12 protein-coding genes are annotated in these 16,252 nt (G+C 60.4%); 5 read left to right on the top strand and 7 right to left on the bottom strand.

Annotated features, from left to right (window positions below; genetic code table 11):
* Window positions 1-9: 9 nt before the first annotated feature.
* The 3 genes from QP990_RS11295 to leuA form a co-directional block, all read right to left on the bottom strand.
* Window positions 10-2,211: a hypothetical protein gene (locus QP990_RS11295; RefSeq protein WP_239207836.1), complete on the bottom strand. Its 2,202-nt coding sequence runs from the start codon at window positions 2,209-2,211 to the stop codon at window positions 10-12.
* 108 nt (window positions 2,212-2,319) lie between these two features.
* Window positions 2,320-3,096, bottom strand: a complete 777-nt coding sequence (locus tag QP990_RS11300) for a hypothetical protein (RefSeq protein ID WP_284799300.1) — start codon at window positions 3,094-3,096, stop codon at window positions 2,320-2,322.
* A 44-nt stretch (window positions 3,097-3,140) separates the two neighbouring features.
* Window positions 3,141-4,958: a 2-isopropylmalate synthase gene (gene leuA, locus QP990_RS11305; RefSeq protein ID WP_284799302.1), complete on the bottom strand. Its 1,818-nt coding sequence runs from the start codon at window positions 4,956-4,958 to the stop codon at window positions 3,141-3,143.
* Between the two features lie 219 nt (window positions 4,959-5,177).
* Between leuA and QP990_RS11310 the strand changes: the two genes are divergently transcribed.
* Entirely contained in the window at window positions 5,178-6,305 is a 1,128-nt protein-coding gene (locus tag QP990_RS11310; RefSeq protein WP_284799303.1) for a mannosyltransferase family protein, read from the top strand.
* On the opposite strand, the gene QP990_RS11315 is transcribed toward QP990_RS11310, so the two are convergent.
* The gene (locus QP990_RS11315) at window positions 6,302-7,180 is read right to left on the bottom strand and encodes a DMT family transporter (protein WP_239207839.1); all 879 of its coding nucleotides are present in this window, start codon (window positions 7,178-7,180) and stop codon (window positions 6,302-6,304) included. The two genes, QP990_RS11310 and QP990_RS11315, sit on opposite strands and share 4 nt — an antisense overlap.
* A 224-nt stretch (window positions 7,181-7,404) precedes the next feature.
* Here QP990_RS11315 and QP990_RS11320 point away from each other — a divergent pair, with 224 nt between their 5' ends.
* Window positions 7,405-8,670, top strand: coding sequence for an aspartate kinase (locus QP990_RS11320; RefSeq protein ID WP_023020397.1), 1,266 nt, complete (start codon window positions 7,405-7,407; stop codon window positions 8,668-8,670).
* A gap of 32 nt (window positions 8,671-8,702) precedes the next feature.
* Window positions 8,703-9,734: an aspartate-semialdehyde dehydrogenase gene (locus tag QP990_RS11325; RefSeq protein ID WP_023020398.1), complete on the top strand. Its 1,032-nt coding sequence runs from the start codon at window positions 8,703-8,705 to the stop codon at window positions 9,732-9,734.
* A gap of 108 nt (window positions 9,735-9,842) precedes the next feature.
* Here the strand turns inward: QP990_RS11325 and QP990_RS11330 are convergent, their stop codons facing one another.
* Together QP990_RS11330 and QP990_RS11335 are read right to left on the bottom strand one after the other, a co-directional pair.
* Complete coding sequence (locus QP990_RS11330; protein WP_034655684.1) at window positions 9,843-11,249, bottom strand: membrane protein; 1,407 nt, start codon at window positions 11,247-11,249, stop codon at window positions 9,843-9,845.
* 284 nt (window positions 11,250-11,533) lie between these two features.
* On the bottom strand, window positions 11,534-12,076 hold the full coding sequence (locus QP990_RS11335; RefSeq protein ID WP_034655687.1) for an RNA polymerase sigma factor: 543 nt from the start codon (window positions 12,074-12,076) through the stop codon (window positions 11,534-11,536).
* Window positions 12,077-12,181: 105 nt separating this feature from the next.
* On the opposite strand from QP990_RS11335, the gene QP990_RS11340 reads away from it, so the two are divergent.
* A complete protein-coding gene (locus tag QP990_RS11340) occupies window positions 12,182-13,732 on the top strand; it encodes a catalase (RefSeq protein WP_023020401.1) in 1,551 nt (516 codons plus the stop codon).
* Window positions 13,733-13,823: 91 nt separating this feature from the next.
* Here QP990_RS11340 and QP990_RS11345 read toward each other — a convergent pair whose 3' ends face one another.
* A complete protein-coding gene (locus tag QP990_RS11345; protein ID WP_034656189.1) occupies window positions 13,824-14,411 on the bottom strand; it encodes a hypothetical protein in 588 nt (195 codons plus the stop codon).
* Window positions 14,412-14,496: 85 nt separating this feature from the next.
* Here QP990_RS11345 and QP990_RS11350 point away from each other — a divergent pair, with 85 nt between their 5' ends.
* Window positions 14,497-15,945 carry an ABC-2 transporter permease gene (locus QP990_RS11350; protein ID WP_023020403.1) on the top strand — a complete coding sequence of 483 codons (1,449 nt, stop codon included), beginning with the start codon at window positions 14,497-14,499 and terminating at the stop codon, window positions 15,943-15,945.
* Window positions 15,946-16,252 lie beyond the last annotated feature (307 nt).

Below are 16,252 nucleotides of genomic sequence, written 5' to 3' on the forward strand. Positions count from 1 at the left end.
GCGCGCCGCTTAATCTTCTACAACGACGACAATGACCTTCGGCGGGGTTGTTTGTTCCTCAGGTTCTTCAGGGTGCCTCGGTGTCTCTGGCTGCTGCGGTTCAGCCGGCTCTTTCGGCTCTTCCGGCTCTTTCGGCTCTGTCGGTTCTTCTGGTTCGAGCGGTACGAGGGGGTCATCCGAGCCGTCCGGCGCGCCACGGTCTGCCGTGGGCAGTTCCGGTTCGACCTCTGGTTCTGGCTCCGGGGTGGGCACGATTTCCGAGCCAGGGATGGTCGTCGTTGGGACAGTAGTTTCCGGCTCTGGCGTTGGCTCGAGTTCGGAACCTGGGATAGTGGTGCTTGGCACGGTGGTATCCGGTGCCGGCTCAGCCTGGGGCTCCGAGGTCAATAACGAAGATGTCGTTGTAGGCGCAGTCGGCTCCGCAGGCGTTGGCTCTGAGGACTCTGGTGCGGGCAGTGGCGTCTGCTTATCCGTCGAGGTGGTGGCGCCGTCTTCAGTTGTGGTCGTTTCAGCCGAAGTCTTTTCCGAAGTAGGCGTATTTGAAGTAGGTAGGTCGGACGGCTCGGCAGGTGCGGTAGCCTCCGTCGACGTCGTGGCCTTCGATGGTGACGTCGAAGTTGCAGAATCCGTAGATGCCGTGGTTTGCGCGGGCTCCGTGGTCTGCGTTGTCTGGGAAGGCTCGGCCGATGACGAAGACGTGGAGGTTGCAGTCGGTTCCTTCGCCGCTAGCTGCGGTGCCGGCTCAGAGCTGGAAGATGGCGCCGCGGCCGGAGTCGAAGCCGGGGTCGATTCGACGCTTTTAGCCGCAGCGGCGGCGGCAGCGGCTGCGGCGGAGGTGGCGCGGGAAATTGCCTGGGAATCCTGGCGGTGGTGCTCGCCATGGTCCTCACCACGGTGCTTGCCGTGGTGGCCGGCGGCAGGGGTCGTGGCACGGTCAGTCTGAGGGGTGTGCGTCGGCCGCGCCTGCTTAGACGGTTGGGGCGCGGGGGCGTGGCGGTGCTGCGGTGGTGTCTCAGAGGGGGCGTCGGCAAGCGGGTGCTGGGTCGGGGAATCCGCGCGGGATGGCGCGGCGACACCGCTGGTGGGGCCAGCATCGTGGATGCGGGGCGTGGCGGGGTGCGCGGGGCGCTTGGGACCAATGCCATCGAAATGGGAAGAATCGTCGGTGGAATGATTGCTTTTCGGAGCAGGCGCGGTGGAATGCGAGTGGGTGTCCGAAAGAGCTTCGTCCTCACTAAGCATGTGGGTAGCCACGGTGGTGCCGCCACCAACTAGCACGGCGACACCGGCTGCGGCCAGCAGATTCGAGGTCACGGCCCCAGAAACGCCGGCGGCATTGGCGGCAGAGGTGATGGCAAAACCACTTGTGGAGGAGGTGCCAGCGGCAGAGATTCCGGCAGTGGGGCCGCTGGGAACGCTGGTTGCGGCCTGTGCGCGGGCTGCGGTGGCCGCGGACATGACGGCGGCGCCACCGGCGACAACGCCCAGAACTAGGCCGGCGTGGTGCCTATTGGCAGCGTTGTGCGCGTAGATGGTCAGCGCGGGGCGGTCATCGGCGTCGTAGTGGAAGTAGCCGTGGGCAATGGCGAGGCGGCCGGATTTGGTGCAGTCGAGCACGGCGGGGGCAATCTCGCGGGCGGCATCGCGCGGGAGGGAGCCTAAGAAGATGCTATTGACATAGACATCAACGGTATTTCGCCGCAGGAAACCACGGGTGCGCAAGGAGACGAGGTAGTGCTCGTCGGTGTGCGGAAAGCCAGTGACGTCTTTGGAAAACTCCGTCAATGTGGCGGCAGCCTCGCCCGGCAGCATGGTCCAGCGCTGCGCCGGCGGGTTATTGGCGGGGATGCACAGGTGCGGTGCCGGCAGGAGCAGGTTGAGCGTGGGCCACTCTTCGCCGGAGGCATCTGTCATGCTCACGTGGGCGGTGGCGCGTGGGCGTAGGCCGGCGCTGAGAACCCAGTCAAAGAGTGCGTAGGCCTGGGAATCGGCGGCGCTGAGACGGCCAAGGAGAGAATCGCCGATCCACACCGCGAAGCCGTCCTGGGCGGTGCGGGGGCCGAGCTCCGCAGAGAGGTAACCGCCTTCTGCGGCGGTGGACTCGAGCAGTTCGCTGAAAACTTCTGGCGAAACATCCTCGATGGGCAGATTATGGATCACGCCAAAACCGTGGTCAGGGACCACGTAGGTGGCGGAATCCAGCGAAGTCATTGGGGCCTTTCGATAGGGGGTAATAGTAACACTGTATTTTAGGCACTGCCGTGGGCCATTTCCAATTTCCCCGGCCGGTGAACAAGGGTGTTATCCTGCCCGAAAGTTTTACAGAATAAAAATGAGCACGGCGATGAGCGCTGCACTCACTAGTAGGGCCACGACGGCGGGACACCACCGGCGGCGGGGTGTGGGGTCATCGGTGCTTATGGCGCGGAAGCTCGTGGTTTCGAAGGTTTCGGTGGCGGCGGGGGAGGTAGGGGCGGCGTCGGCAAGCGAGGCTTCCTTCGAATCCGGCAGCGGCGCCCCCGCGTAGATGCTGAGCACACGGCCGGTGTTGCGCGGCGCATGGTAGGCATGGGCCAGGGTTATGCCCTGCTTGGCGACGTCCACCCCTTCCAACCGCCCCACAAACTGCGGGCCCAAATAAGCATCGGTGCCGGAACCGGTGGTGCTGGGCGAGATCGTAACCAATACGTGCATGCGGGCGTGGGCGGGAATGTCCAGATCCGCGGGAAGATCGGCGATGTCGATGGGTGGGGCATAGCCCAGCATTGTCCACGGGCCCGCTGGCGGATTATTCGCCGGCAGGCAAAGGCCCGGCCGGGGCAGCAGCAGCGAGAGAGAGCCATCGGGCTGCGGCGCGGCGGTGGCTGCAGGGGTCAGCCCGGCGCGAAGTAGTAGATCTATTTCGGGATACTCCGCGCGGTCGGCGCTGGTGATGTGCCCGATGGTGGAGTCGGTACGCACCTCCAACCCGCCGTCCGGGCGGGGTGCCAAGGTGACGGTGAACTCTCGGTTTTCCTTCGTCTGCGCATCATAGATGGGCAGGGCCTGCACGGCGCCCAAGCCACGGTGCGGTATGAGGTAGGTAGAAGAAGGCATACCCACCCTTCTACCACGCCGGGCCGCGGCGCCGGCGAGCAGGCCTAGGCCAGGGCGCGGTTGACGGCGGAGTTAATCGCGTTGATGGAAGCCCGCGTGGTGGACCCGGCGATGCCTGCTCCCCAGACCTTGTTCTGGTTGACGTCGGCGGCGATATAACAGGCGGCTTCGGCGTCGTCGCCGGCGGAACGGGACTGCTGGGAGTATTCCATGACCTCGAAGTCGATGCCCAGGGATTCCAGGGCGTTGGCATAAGCCGCAATGGGTCCGTTACCGCTGCCTGAGACGGTGGACTTTTCCCCGTGGAAAGCCACGGTGGCGGTCACCGATGCATCCCCATCTTCTGTTGGGGCATTGTCCATATGGAAAGACTCCAGGGTCAGCGGATCCTCGCGGTCCAGGAACTCGGTGGCAAAGATATCCCTCATGTTTTTGGAATTGACCTCGCCGCCTTCGGAGTCGGTGATTTCCTGGACCACGCTGGAAAATTCCGCTTGCATGGCGCGAGGCATATTGATGCCGTGATCGGTCTTCATGATGTAGGCAACGCCGCCCTTGCCAGACTGGGAGTTGACGCGGATGACCGCCTGGTAGTCGCGGCCCACGTCCTTTGGATCGATGGGCAGGTAAGGAACCTCCCAGATGGCCTCGCGCATTTCTTCCCACGAGACCTCGGTATTATTCGCGCCGGGGCGGATGGTGGCTGCCAGCGCATCCAGTCCCTTGTTGATGGCGTCCTGGTGGGAACCGGAGAACGCAGTAAAGACCAATTCGCCGCCATAGGGGTGGCGCTCCGGCACGCGCAGCTGGTTGCAGTATTCAACGGTTTCGCGAATCTGCGGCAGATCGGAAAAATCAATCTGCGGGTCCACACCCTGGGTGAGCATATTCAGGCCCAAAGTGACGAGATCTACGTTGCCGGTGCGCTCGCCGTTGCCAAACAGGCAGCCTTCGATGCGGTCCGCGCCCGCCATAAAGCCAAGTTCGGCGGCGGCGATTCCCTCGCCGCGGTCATTATGCGGGTGCAGTGAGAGCACGACGTCCTCGCGGCGGGCAAGATTGCGGTGCATCCATTCGATGGAATCGGCGTAGATATTGGGCGAAATCATCTCCACGGTGGATGGCAGGTTGATGATCATTGGATTCTCTGGGGACGGATCCATGATGTCTACCACCTCATCGCAGACCTCGCGGGCGAAGTCCAGCTCGGTACCGGTGAAGGATTCGGGGGAGTATTCCCAGCGCCAAGTGGTATCTGGGTAGTCGGCGGCGATGGATTTAATGAGTGTGGCAGCATCGGTGGCCAGCTTCTTAATGGCGGGTTTGTCTTTGCGGAAGACTACGCGGCGCTGCAGCTTCGAGGTGGAGTTATAAAAGTGCACGATGACGTTCTTGGCGCCCTCGCAAGCTTCAAAGGTGCGGCGGATCAGGTGATCGCGGGCCTGTACCAGGACCTGAATGGTGACGTCATCGGGAATTTTATTGCCCTCGATGATTTCGCGGACAAAGTTGAAATCGGTTTGGGAGGCAGAGGGGAAGCCCACCTCGATTTCTTTGTAGCCCATCTTGACCAGCAGGTCGAACATGCGGTGCTTGCGCTCTGGGCTCATGGGATCAATCAGCGCTTGGTTACCATCGCGCAGATCCACCGCGCACCACTGGGGAGCGTGGGTGATTTTCTGACTGGGCCATGTGCGGTCTGGCAGGTCGATGTTTTCTACCTCGACGGCGAAGGGTTGATAGCGCTCGTGGGGCATGGCGGAGCCGCGCTGCTTATTCCACGCGGGTTGTCCTTCGCGGCGTGGGCCGGTGGGGGTGGTGATGTCGCGCGGGGCGCTGATAAAAGAGTCGGTGGGGGACATGGGGTGCGGTTTCCTTTTCTGGTGTCTATGGGGAAAGACGGCCAGCTGGGCTTGGGTAGCCGGACTCCGCGACGGGGCGCTGGCCAGTGCTTAGGCCGAAATCCCGCCGCGGCAGATAAGGAGTAGGTCATTCCGCTGTGTCATATCGGTCACACTACAGGCTTTCTCACTGTGCGGCAAGAGATTTCATTCAATGAGACGCGGTGGTGGTGGGGTACCATGCCTTTCGTGTCTAATCCCCGCCATGCCAAGCCTCAAACATCATCCATATTGCGTTCCTTGTGGGCGCCTGCCGCACTCGTTGCACTCATTGGAGCCGCATTGCGCGTAGGCGTACTCGCAGCGGTGGCCGCCGCGCAGGACGATAAGCTGTGGGGGCTGCTCAATAAGTGGGACGCTAAGCACTACGTAGAAATCGCCCGCGGCGGGTACTTTGGTGCGGATATTTCTACGGATGGGCCGGTCCATGAGACGACCATGGCCTTCTTCCCGGGATTCCCCTTCCTCGTGCGTGGGTTAAGCAGCATCTTTGGTACCGACGAAGCGGGCACTGCCATTGCGCTCAATGTGCTCTTTAGCATCGCGCTGGCTGCCGGTGTGATGGCCTTGGCTGCGCGCATGGGCATGGGGAAGTGGGCCCAGGTGCTCAGTGCTGTGATGGTGACCTGTGCGCCGATGTCCATCGTGTTTTCCATGCCGTATACCGAGGCACTTTTTGGGGCCCTGGCCATATGGGCGGTGGTGGCGCTCGTAGAGGAGCGATGGTGGGCTGCCGCGGCACTAATTTTTGTAGCCGGACTCGTGCGTCTTACCGCGGTGGATCTCGTTGCGGTCTTTGCGTTCATGGTGCTGCTGCGGGCGCGAAAGAACTGGCGGGCCTGGGCCGCGGTGGTGTTTTCGGTCGTGCCGCTGGTGGGGTATTTGTGGTGGTCGAGCAGCCATCTCAAAGAAGTTGGCGGTTATTTTGGGATCCAGAAAGAACATTGGAACTCCAGCTTTGATGGCGGCAAAGCCACGGTTATCTGGCTTTGGGAGACGCTTAGCGGGGCTACTAACGGTGGATATCTGCTCAGCGCCGGCGTGATGATCGCTGCCCCGGTTTTCCTTGTGTTGGCATGGCGCCGCCTGCCGTTAGCGGCCTGGTTATTCTCTGCGGTGCTGATGGCGAACGTGCTGCTTTCTGATGGCATTATGCACTCGCGGCCCCGGCTGCTCCTGCCGGCGGTGATTGTGTTGTTGCCGTGGGTGAAAAAGGGGACGTCGGCAAGCGTGGCGGTTGGCGCCTGGGCCCTGTTCGGGGCGTGGTTTTCGGCCTATATGCTCGGCGTATTTGAGTGGGCCATTTAGCCGCGCTGGCTTACCGGGCTGCGGGAGAGCACGATGGTGGAGAGCACCATAACGGTAAGGGCGATGAGCATAATTGCCCAACCGACGGCCGTATCGATGAGGAATTTCTCTCCCAGCACCATGTAGCCCAAGCCGAAGGCCACGATGGGTTCAAAGATGGTCATGGCCGGCAGGGAATGGGCTAGGGGGCCGGCATTAAAGGAATATTGCTGCACTACGGTGCCGGTGAGCGCGAGACCGATGAGGCCGTAGAACTGCCAGCTTGCCAGTAGCGTGGCAAGGCCTTCGTGGGTGAAAATGTCCACCACGGCCTTTGATAGCAGGGCGACGAAGCCGTAGATGACGCCGCAGGCTGTGCCCAAGGCTAAAGGCCGCTGCTCTGGCAGCTTCGTGGCTGCCGCGCCCAAGATTGCGAGGGTGACCAACCCTACAAGGAGCGCCGGCCACCAATCGCTCCATTCCGGGCGAGGGTTTCCTGCGACCGGCCGGCCGTAGACGACCATGATGCCCACCGCGATGGTCAATGCAATGGACCAAAAGACCTCGTGGAAAGGCATTTTGCGGCCGGAATACCACGCCGAAAGCGGCAGGGTAAACATTAAGGACAGCACCAAGATGGGCTGGACCACCAGCAACGTGCCAAAGCCGAGGGCGATGACCTGCAGGCCATAAGCGCCAATGGCGGCCGCGGTGCCCACCCACCACAAGGGGTTGGACATGGCGGCGCGCATGACCGAATCATCGGCGTCGAGGGCGATGCGGTGGCGGATGACCGTGCCCCAAGCAACCGTCAGCGCGGATGCGAGCGCGAAAAAGATGGCGAGGAGGTTGCTTAACACCCGCTCAACGGTAGTAAAAAATCCTGCTATATGCATATTCTTCCCTGCATGGCGCGCGTTTTTCTGCGCTGAGGGAGCGAGCGTGTGGTGCGCTTAACGTTGGGGGCGTGTGAATAAAAATTAAGCATTGTCTAGGAATTATGATGAGGGCAAAGACCCTGCGGGGTAGCATGGGTCTTTGACTAATGAACGACAGGTATTTCCGGGCGGGTACACACACGCCAGGGATGCCTTGAACGACGAAAGGCGGCATCCTTACCGTGGCCCTGATCGTGCAAAAGTATGGCGGCTCATCCCTCGAATCCGCAGACCGCATCCGCGCCGTTGCGGAGCGCATCGTGGCCACCAAGAAGCAGGGCAACGACGTTGTCGTGGTGTGTTCCGCCATGGGCGATACCACCGATGAGCTGCTCGACCTTGCCGCCCAGGTCAACCCCGTCCCGCCGCAGCGAGAGATGGATATGTTGCTTACCGCTGGCGAGCGCATCTCTAATGCTCTGGTGGCCATGGCAGTGGAATCGCTTGGTGCCCACGCCCAGTCCTTTACCGGCTCCCAAGCCGGAGTGCTCACCACCGAGCGCCACGGCAATGCCCGCATCGTGGACGTGACCCCGGGCCGCCTGACCGAGGCTTTGGACGAAGGCAAGATTTGTATCGTCGCCGGCTTCCAGGGCGTTAATAAGGAATCGCGCGATGTCACCACCTTGGGTCGCGGTGGCTCCGACACCACCGCGGTCGCCCTTGCTGCCGCGCTGAAGGCGGATGTGTGTGAGATTTATTCTGATGTCGACGGCGTCTACACTGCGGACCCGCGCATCGTCCCAGACGCGCAGAAGCTAGACAAGCTCTCCTTTGAGGAGATGTTGGAGATGGCCGCGGTAGGTTCCAAGATTTTGGTCCTACGCAGCGTGGAGTACGCCCGCGCGTTCAATGTACCCTTGCGAGTTCGCTCGTCTTATTCAAATGACCCCGGCACCCTAGTTACCGGATCGATGGAGGATATCCCCGTGGAAGAAGCAGTACTAACTGGTGTAGCAACCGATAAGTCCGAGGCAAAGGTCACCGTCCTGGGCATCCCGGATCGCCCGGGGGAGGCTGCGAAGGTCTTTCGCGTCATTGCCGATGCAGAGATCAATATCGATATGGTCTTGCAAAATGTCTCCTCCCTGGAGGACGGCACCACCGATATCACCTTCACCTGCCCGCGTGCCGACGGCCCGCGTGCCATGGAGCTGCTGAGCAAGCTGAAATCTGAAGGAGGCTGGGCCAATGTGCTGTATGACGACCAAGTGGGGAAAGTCTCCCTCGTCGGCGCCGGCATGAAATCCCACCCGGGCGTTACCGCAGAGTTCACCGAGGCCCTGCGCGACGTCAACGTCAATATGGAGCTCATCTCCACTTCTGAAATCCGCATCTCCGTGCTCACCCGCGAGGCTGACCTGGAAAAGGCCGCCCGCGCACTGCACGAGAAATTCCAGCTTGGTGGCGAAGAAGAAGCCACGGTTTATGCTGGAACCGGACGTTAAACACCCACAGCAACTACAGAGGATTTATAGTCATGACCACTGTTGCAGTAGTAGGCGCTACCGGCCAGGTCGGCCGCGTTATGCGCTCCATCTTGGAAGAACGCAATTTCCCGGCCGATAAGGTGCGCTTTTTCGCCTCTTCCCGCTCCGCCGGCACCGAGCTCGAATTCCGCGGCGAGCAGCTTACCGTTGAGGACCTCGCCGAGGTTACCGAGCAATCCGTCGCCGACGTTGATATCGCCTTGTTCTCTGCCGGTGGTTCTACCTCCAAGCAATGGGCTCCAGTGTTCGCCGCGGCTGGTGCGACCGTGGTGGATAACTCTTCGGCCTACCGCAAGGATCCAGAGGTTCCCCTCATCGTCTCCGAGGTCAACCCACAGGAAGCCAAGAACACCCCCAAAGGCATCATCGCGAACCCGAACTGCACCACCATGGCCGCTATGCCGGTGCTGAAGGTCTTGCACGATGCCGCGGGCCTGAACAAGTTGCATGTGTCCTCTTACCAGGCGGTCTCCGGCTCCGGCCTGGCCGGCGTGCAGGCGCTGGCCGCGCAGGTCTATTCCGTTGGCGAGCACAATGTGGGTTTGGTCCACGATGGCTCTGCACTCAATGACGAGGACTTTGGCCCGTATGTGGCGCCCATTGCCTATAACGCGCTGCCGATGGCCGGCAACCTCGTGGATGATGGCTCCCTAGAGACCGATGAGGAGCAAAAGCTGCGCAACGAATCCCGCAAGATCCTAGACATTCCGGAGCTGAAGGTTGCAGGTACCTGCGTGCGCATCCCGGTCTTTACCGGCCACACCCTGACCATCCACGCCGAGTTCGACAAGGCAATCACCCCCGAGCAGGCCACCGAGCTTTTGAGCGGTGCCCCGGGCGTTAAGCTTGCCGACGTCCCCACCCCGCTCGCTGCCACCGGCATCGACGAATCCTTGGTAGGCCGCATCCGTCAGGACCAGACGGTGGACGATAATAAGGGCCTCGTGCTCGTTGTCGCCGGCGATAATCTGCGCAAGGGGGCCGCGCTCAACACCATCCAGATCGCGGAGCTACTCGTTTAAGCAGGTTCCGCTTCGTCGCAGGTTACACAAAAAGCTCGGCGCCCTCCTTCCTCGTTACGGGATAAGGAGGGCGCCGAGCTTTTATCTTGATTGACGTGGGCGAGAAGGCTAGTCCTCAGAGACTGGCTTGGCGGTGCCCGTAGCCTTGCCGCTATCAGCGGCAGCATCCTTCTTGCCAAAGTCAAGGTCGCTATCGGAGGACGGAACCTCCGGCTTGGTGTGCTGCACGTAGGTCACGGATGGCTCCGGATCTTCGCGGTCGTAATCGAGATCCTCATCGTTTTCGAGCTCTTCGTGGATCTCTTCTGCGATATTGGTGACGAACTCGGTGGTTTCCATATTGGATGCCGCAGCCAGCTTGCGCAGCTCGCGCTCATTCTTCTTGGTGAAGCGCTTGCGTGGATCCAGACGGCGGGAAACCAGCTCGTGTGCGCGCATGCGGCGGTCGGACTCATCGGCCAGCTTGCTGCCGTTCTTGATGCGGTTGAAGACCATCACCGCGATCATCAGCAGGCCCAAGTAACCCAAGATCGGGTAGACATTGCTGACCAGTGTCTGGAAGCCCACGAAGGACAGGACGAAGCCGACGATGCAGCAAACAGCGTAGACAGGGTAGAAGCGCTTAGGATTATTGCGGGTCAAGCGCTTGCCCAGCGCGTAGAACATGCCGATAGCGGTATTAAAGACCATGCCGTAAACAACAAAGGTCATGAGCACACCGAGTACCGGGTGGATGCCGGTAATCAGGCTCAGCACTGGCATATCTTGACCGTTGACGTCCTTAGCTTCGAAGAACAGGGCGAAGACCAGAAGGGCCAATAGGATGAGGTAGAGCAGGCCACCGATAAGGCCACCAATGCCCACTGCACGGTTATCCAGGAAGTTACCGCCAATGACGATGGACATGGACACAGCCGTCATCACGTTTAGGCCGGTGTAGTTCAGCGCGGATAGCCACCAGTTGGGCAGCGAGGTATCTACATTATTAACCGCCCAGTCATTCATAGCGGAGAAGTCTACGTCCGCGTTCACAATGGTATAGCCGGTGGCAAGCACCACGAAGATGATGATGAACGGGGTGATGGTACCGATGACTGCGGTCACACGGTCAACATCCATCAGGCCGACGAGCAGTACCAGAATCAGCATCGCGGTGGCGCCTACCCATACAGGTATGGACGGGAACTGCTGATTGATATTCGAACCACCGCCGGCGAACATGACGAAGCCGATGGCGAACAGGGTCACCAGGGTGGACCAGTCCAAGATCTTGGCGGTAAACGGCGATGCGACCTTGTCGTAGACAGCGGTATGTTCCTCGGCCTGGAAATACGAGCCGAGCTGCAGGATGGACACGCCGGTGATCATCATCAAGCCAGCGGCTAGGGCGATGCCCCACAAGCCCCACTTGCCAAAGGCCACGAAGAACTGCATAGCTTCTTGGCCAGAAGCGAAACCCGCGCCCACGACGACGCCGATAAACGCCATGGAAATTCCGATTGCGCGTTTTAACATGAAAGGGAGAAACTCTCTTACTCACACGCGCCGGGCCCGGCATTGGGATCGCGCGGGCCCGGATCGACGGTCGATTTATCACGTGTGTACAGATCTAATAAACCACACATTGGACAAATACTTCGGGCAAGAATCGCCCTAATTGTGGCCTCCTTCACCCAGCGTCTGGTGCTCAATCTGCAGCTAAATGCCAAAAACTGGGGCTCTTGGGGTGCAAGGTAACCAGAACGTAACAATTTGCAGGTGAAATTATCTCGCCGCCTCAAGGGGCCGGTATGGGGGTATTAACCTGTCCCTGCGATCAGATCCTTGCGGGCGCGCGCGACGCGGGAGCGGATAGTACCTACCCGCACGCCAGCAATCTTGGCCGCCTCCTCGTACGTGTAGCCCAGCACCTGGGTGAGAATGAGGGCTTCGCGGCGGTCGGCCGGGAGGGCGTCGATAAGCGCGCGGGCATCTATCCATTCACTCCATGCCGTGGACTCTTCTGGTGCCGCACCCATGGCGTCTTCGTATTCGGTGGCAGATTTGCGCGGCCGGGCCATATCGTGGCGAATATTATCCACCCACACCCGCCGGGCTAAAGACAGCAACCACGTGCGTGCCGAGGACCGGGCCGCAAAGCGTGGCAGGGCGCTGATCACGCGCAGATAGGTCTCTTGGGTGAGATCGTCGGCGCCTTCCGGCCCGCCTAAATGCGCTAGCAAACGCCACACATCATCCTGGGTAGCCTTAATAAACTCCGTCAGCGCCGCACGGTCACCGCGACCGGCCCGAAGGGCAAGGTCGGTGACGCGGGCGTCATCTGCTGCGGAGTGGTGAGTCACCTGAATGAATCTACCAGTAGCCCCTACACTCCTTTTAGACCCCTGACAACCGGTGATTCTTTTGCCACACTGGTGGTACATATCCACCGATTGCCAGGAGGCAAAATGACTGATTTCACCGCTGATGACATCCTGAACAAGGGCCAGCGCCCCGCTGGCAAGGGCAATACCACCCGCCCGTCTGGCCAACCAGTTCCTTCCGAGAACACCTCGGTGACTGCCGGCCAGCAGGGACCAGTGGTGCTCAATGACATCCACCTCATTGAAAAGCTTGCCCACTTCAACCGCGAGCGCGTGCCGGAGCGCACCCCGCACGCTAAGGGCCACGGCGCCTTCGGTGAGCTGCACATTACGGAAGATGTATCCGCCTATACCAAGGCCAAGGTCTTCCAGAAGGGCACCGTCACCCCGATGATGGGCCGCTTTTCCACCGTCGCCGGTGAGCAGGGATCCCCGGATACCTGGCGCGATGTACACGGCTTTGCGCTGCGTTTTTATACCGAGGAAGGCAACCTGGACATCGTGGGCAATAACACCCCAGTCTTCTTCGTTCGCGATGGCCAGAAGTTCCCTGACTTCATCCACTCCCAGAAGCGTCTGGGCACCAATGGTTTGCGCGATGCGGATATGCAGTGGGATTTCTGGACCCGCAACCCGGAGTCTGCCCACCAGGTCACCTACCTCATGGGTGACCGCGGCACGCCGAAGTCGACCCGCCACCAAAATGGTTACGGCTCCCACACCTTCCAGTGGGTCAACGAAGAAGGCGAGGCTTTCTGGGTGAAGTACCACTTTAAGACCCGCCAGGGCGTAGAGAACTTCACCGACGAGGAGGCCACCACGACCGCCGGCCAGAACCCGGATTGCCACCGCGAGGACCTCTACAACGCCATCGAGGAGGGCAATTACCCAGTCTGGGACGTCAAGGTACAGATCATGCCGCTGGATGAGGCGGAGAACTATCGCTTTAATCCTTTCGACCTAACCAAGGTCTGGTCCAAGAAGGATTACCCGCTGCACGATGTGGGCTACTTCGTGCTCAACCGCAACCCACGCAATTTCTTTGCGCAGATTGAGCAGGTGGCGCTCGATCCATCCAATATCGTGCCGGGTGTTGGCCTCTCCCCAGATAAGATGCTGCAGGCACGCGTTTTCGCCTACGCTGACCAGCAGCGCTACCGCATTGGCCCGAACTACCAGCAGTTGCCGGTCAACCAGCCGCAGAATGTGGATGAGGTCAATACTTATCAGCACGAGGGCAGCATGCAGTTCCTTTTCAATGCCCCGGAGGATCCGGTGTACTCACCGAACCGCTATGAAAAGGGCACTGGCGTGCTTGACGACGCCGCTGTGAATGACCGCTCCCAGCTCGAGACCACCACCGCGGCGGAGCTTTATATCAATCCGGAGTCCTACGGCGGCGATCTGGTGCGTGCACCGTACGTTCGCCACTCCGAAGATGATGATTTCGTGCAGGCGCGCGACTTGTACGAAAACATCTATGATGACGCCGCCAAGGAGCGCTTGGTTACCAATATCACCAATGCTATGGCAGGTGTATCTGAGGAAACCGAGGAGCGCGTTTACGACTACTGGACTAAGGTGCACCCAGCCCTTGGCCAGCGCGTGCGTGAGGTCTACGCCGAGAAGAAGTAATCCTTCCGCGGCAGTCCCTCCGCACTAAAAACGCCGCCCCCGTATCGCGCAGCTATAAAGCGCGGTACGGGGGCGAAGTCATGCTGTGCGACTAGTCGCAGCGGCGCATATTTTCGGTAAGGAAAGCGGGAGCCCCCTCGGCGGCCCATTTGTCTACGTCGTAGCACGGGGCGGTCATGCCGGAGGTGGCTTCGTCAATGGGCTCAATGGCTACCCACTGGCCATTGTCGTAGCGTGCCCAAGCCGTCCAGTCCGTGCTGTCCTTGCCAAAGTGCGCCCATTGACCATCGCAGTCACTGACTCGGATATTTGTCATGCTTGGGGCCGCGGGCTGCAGTGCTTCTGGGGAACAATCGCCCTGGCCTGTATCGGCGGGCGCGGCGGCTTGGTCTTCGCTCTCTTTATCGCCGGCTTCTGCGGGGGATGAGGAGGGAGCTGCTTCTACGGAAGTAGGTTCAGCCTCGGCGGTGGTCTCTGCGGCTGCCGACGTGGTGGCCTCACTCGTGGCTTCTTCGGAGGAGGTCTCCTCGGCGGAGGAGCTAAGAGCAGCGGCATCGGAAAACTCGGGTTCTGCGGACGTATCGGCGTCGTTGGAGCAGGCAACAAGGCCAAAGCACAGCGGCACGAAGGCCGCGGTGGCAAGGTAACGGGAAGGAGCTAGGGAATAAATGTGGGGCATGCCATATATTCTAGAGTAATCGGCAATGTGGGGTGCTCGGCGCGCCTGCAGCAGGGGAGTGACCTGCAAGGATAGGTTCATTACCATGACCTCACGCCTTGCTTCCCCAGACGCTGCGTCTCCCTCCCGGTGGCGCAGCGTCCTCTTGATCTTCTTGCTTGCCCTGCCGTTGGTTATCGGAGCTACGGTGGCGGGTCTCGCGCAGTGGGAACCTGCCCAGGCTTGGTCTAGCGCCGCGCAGCCGTTTGGCGCGCCACGGGAAAATTCTTCCTCTCCAGAGGTGAAAGAAGCCGCCGAAGCAGCCAGCCGCGCCCAGGCACAGGCAAGCATGCTTAAATCGGGCGCCAAGCAGCTTGATGACGGCACGGGGGAGCTCAACAGGGGGGCGGATGAGCTTGGAGGGGGCGTCGACAAGCTGGCGACGGGCTCCCAAGAACTGGTATCCGGCCTCAATCAGCTGCAGTCTGGAACCAATACGCTCGGTGGCGGCGCCACGGAGCTGGCCAATGGCGTAGGTGGCGCTGTGGACCAGGTGGTCGGCCTCGGGGCCGTCCAGGGGCAGATCCTGCAGGCCATCGATGGCACGATGCACGATCTAGAAGGCAATAAATCCAAAGAAGCGAAGGATATTCGCGCGCAGCTGGGTGATCTCCGCGCGCAGGTGAATAATTTCCGCCTGGATAATTCGGTAACTGGCCAGCTCAAGAAGCTCAAGGACGGCTCGCGCGATCTGTCCAATCAGTTGGCAGTCAATGGCTACGCCTATCACGATGGCGTGAATCAGGCGGTATCGGGCGCGCAAGAGCTCAATGAGGGTATAGCGGAGCTTAGCAAGCGCGTCGGTGAGGCGCAGGAAGGCGTGGACAAGCTTGACGACGGCGCCGGCAAGCTCTCCGGCATGGCGGCCCAAAATCAGACGAACGTGGGCGATATTCAGCGTGCCCTGCCGCCGGTGCATACTGCATCCCAAGGCCCGACGCATTTGCTGAGTCCTATTGTGGCGCTGCTGATCTCCGCCTTGGTCTTGCTCGCAGGTGCGGCAGCTGGCATGGCCTGGCACGTAGGGTTCCGCCCTTGGCTAATGGTGGCTGGCGGAACGCTGGCTGCGGTGGCCATCGGGGAAATCCTCCTCTTCGTGCTTGCCACTGGTTTTACTCCCGTGGCGGCGGCTTGGGCTGGGGTGGCGCTTCTCCTGGGCGCGCTGTCCATGACGGCCATTACGCGTGGCCTGCTAGGCCTGTGCGGTATTACTGCCGGCAGTATTCTTGCGGCACTCTTTGGCATCGGCCAGACCGCGCTGGTGGGCTGGTTGTGGAAATCCGCTGCAATTGCCGGGGTTTCTAAGGTATGGCAAGTTATTTCTAATCTTTTGCCGCTGAATTGGACTACCGCGGCTGTCACGGTGGCGGGCAACGAAGGCGAACAAGCCGTCCTCTGGGCTGGGATTGCGGTATTGTTGGCTGTCACTCTCGTTGGGTTAAGTGCAAAATGGTGGGCCTTGTCCACAGTAAAAACTAAAGATTCAGTTAATTAGGTCTGAACATGCAGACCTAAGAATAAAAAACATTGGTGGAAACTGGGAATCTTGGTGTCCGCTACCGTTTGCATTGTGTGAATGCTACAGTTGGTCTTGCTCACAAAGCCTACTTAGGGGGTAGGCAAACGGTTTCTCCAATCCGTTGTGAGTGATAGGGAATAGGGACGACGCGGCGCTGTAGGGGCACCGCGTCGTTTCCCATATATGGGGTATTTAGCTGTATTTTCGGGTTAAGGGTCAAAATGTGTGTCTGGCTCGGCGTGTCGCGGGGGTTAGATTTGGCCTTTTTGAATGCCGATTGAGT

Source organism: Corynebacterium sp. MSK071 (genome assembly GCF_030232125.1).
Taxonomy (GTDB): Bacteria; Actinomycetota; Actinomycetes; order Mycobacteriales; family Mycobacteriaceae; genus Corynebacterium; species Corynebacterium kefirresidentii.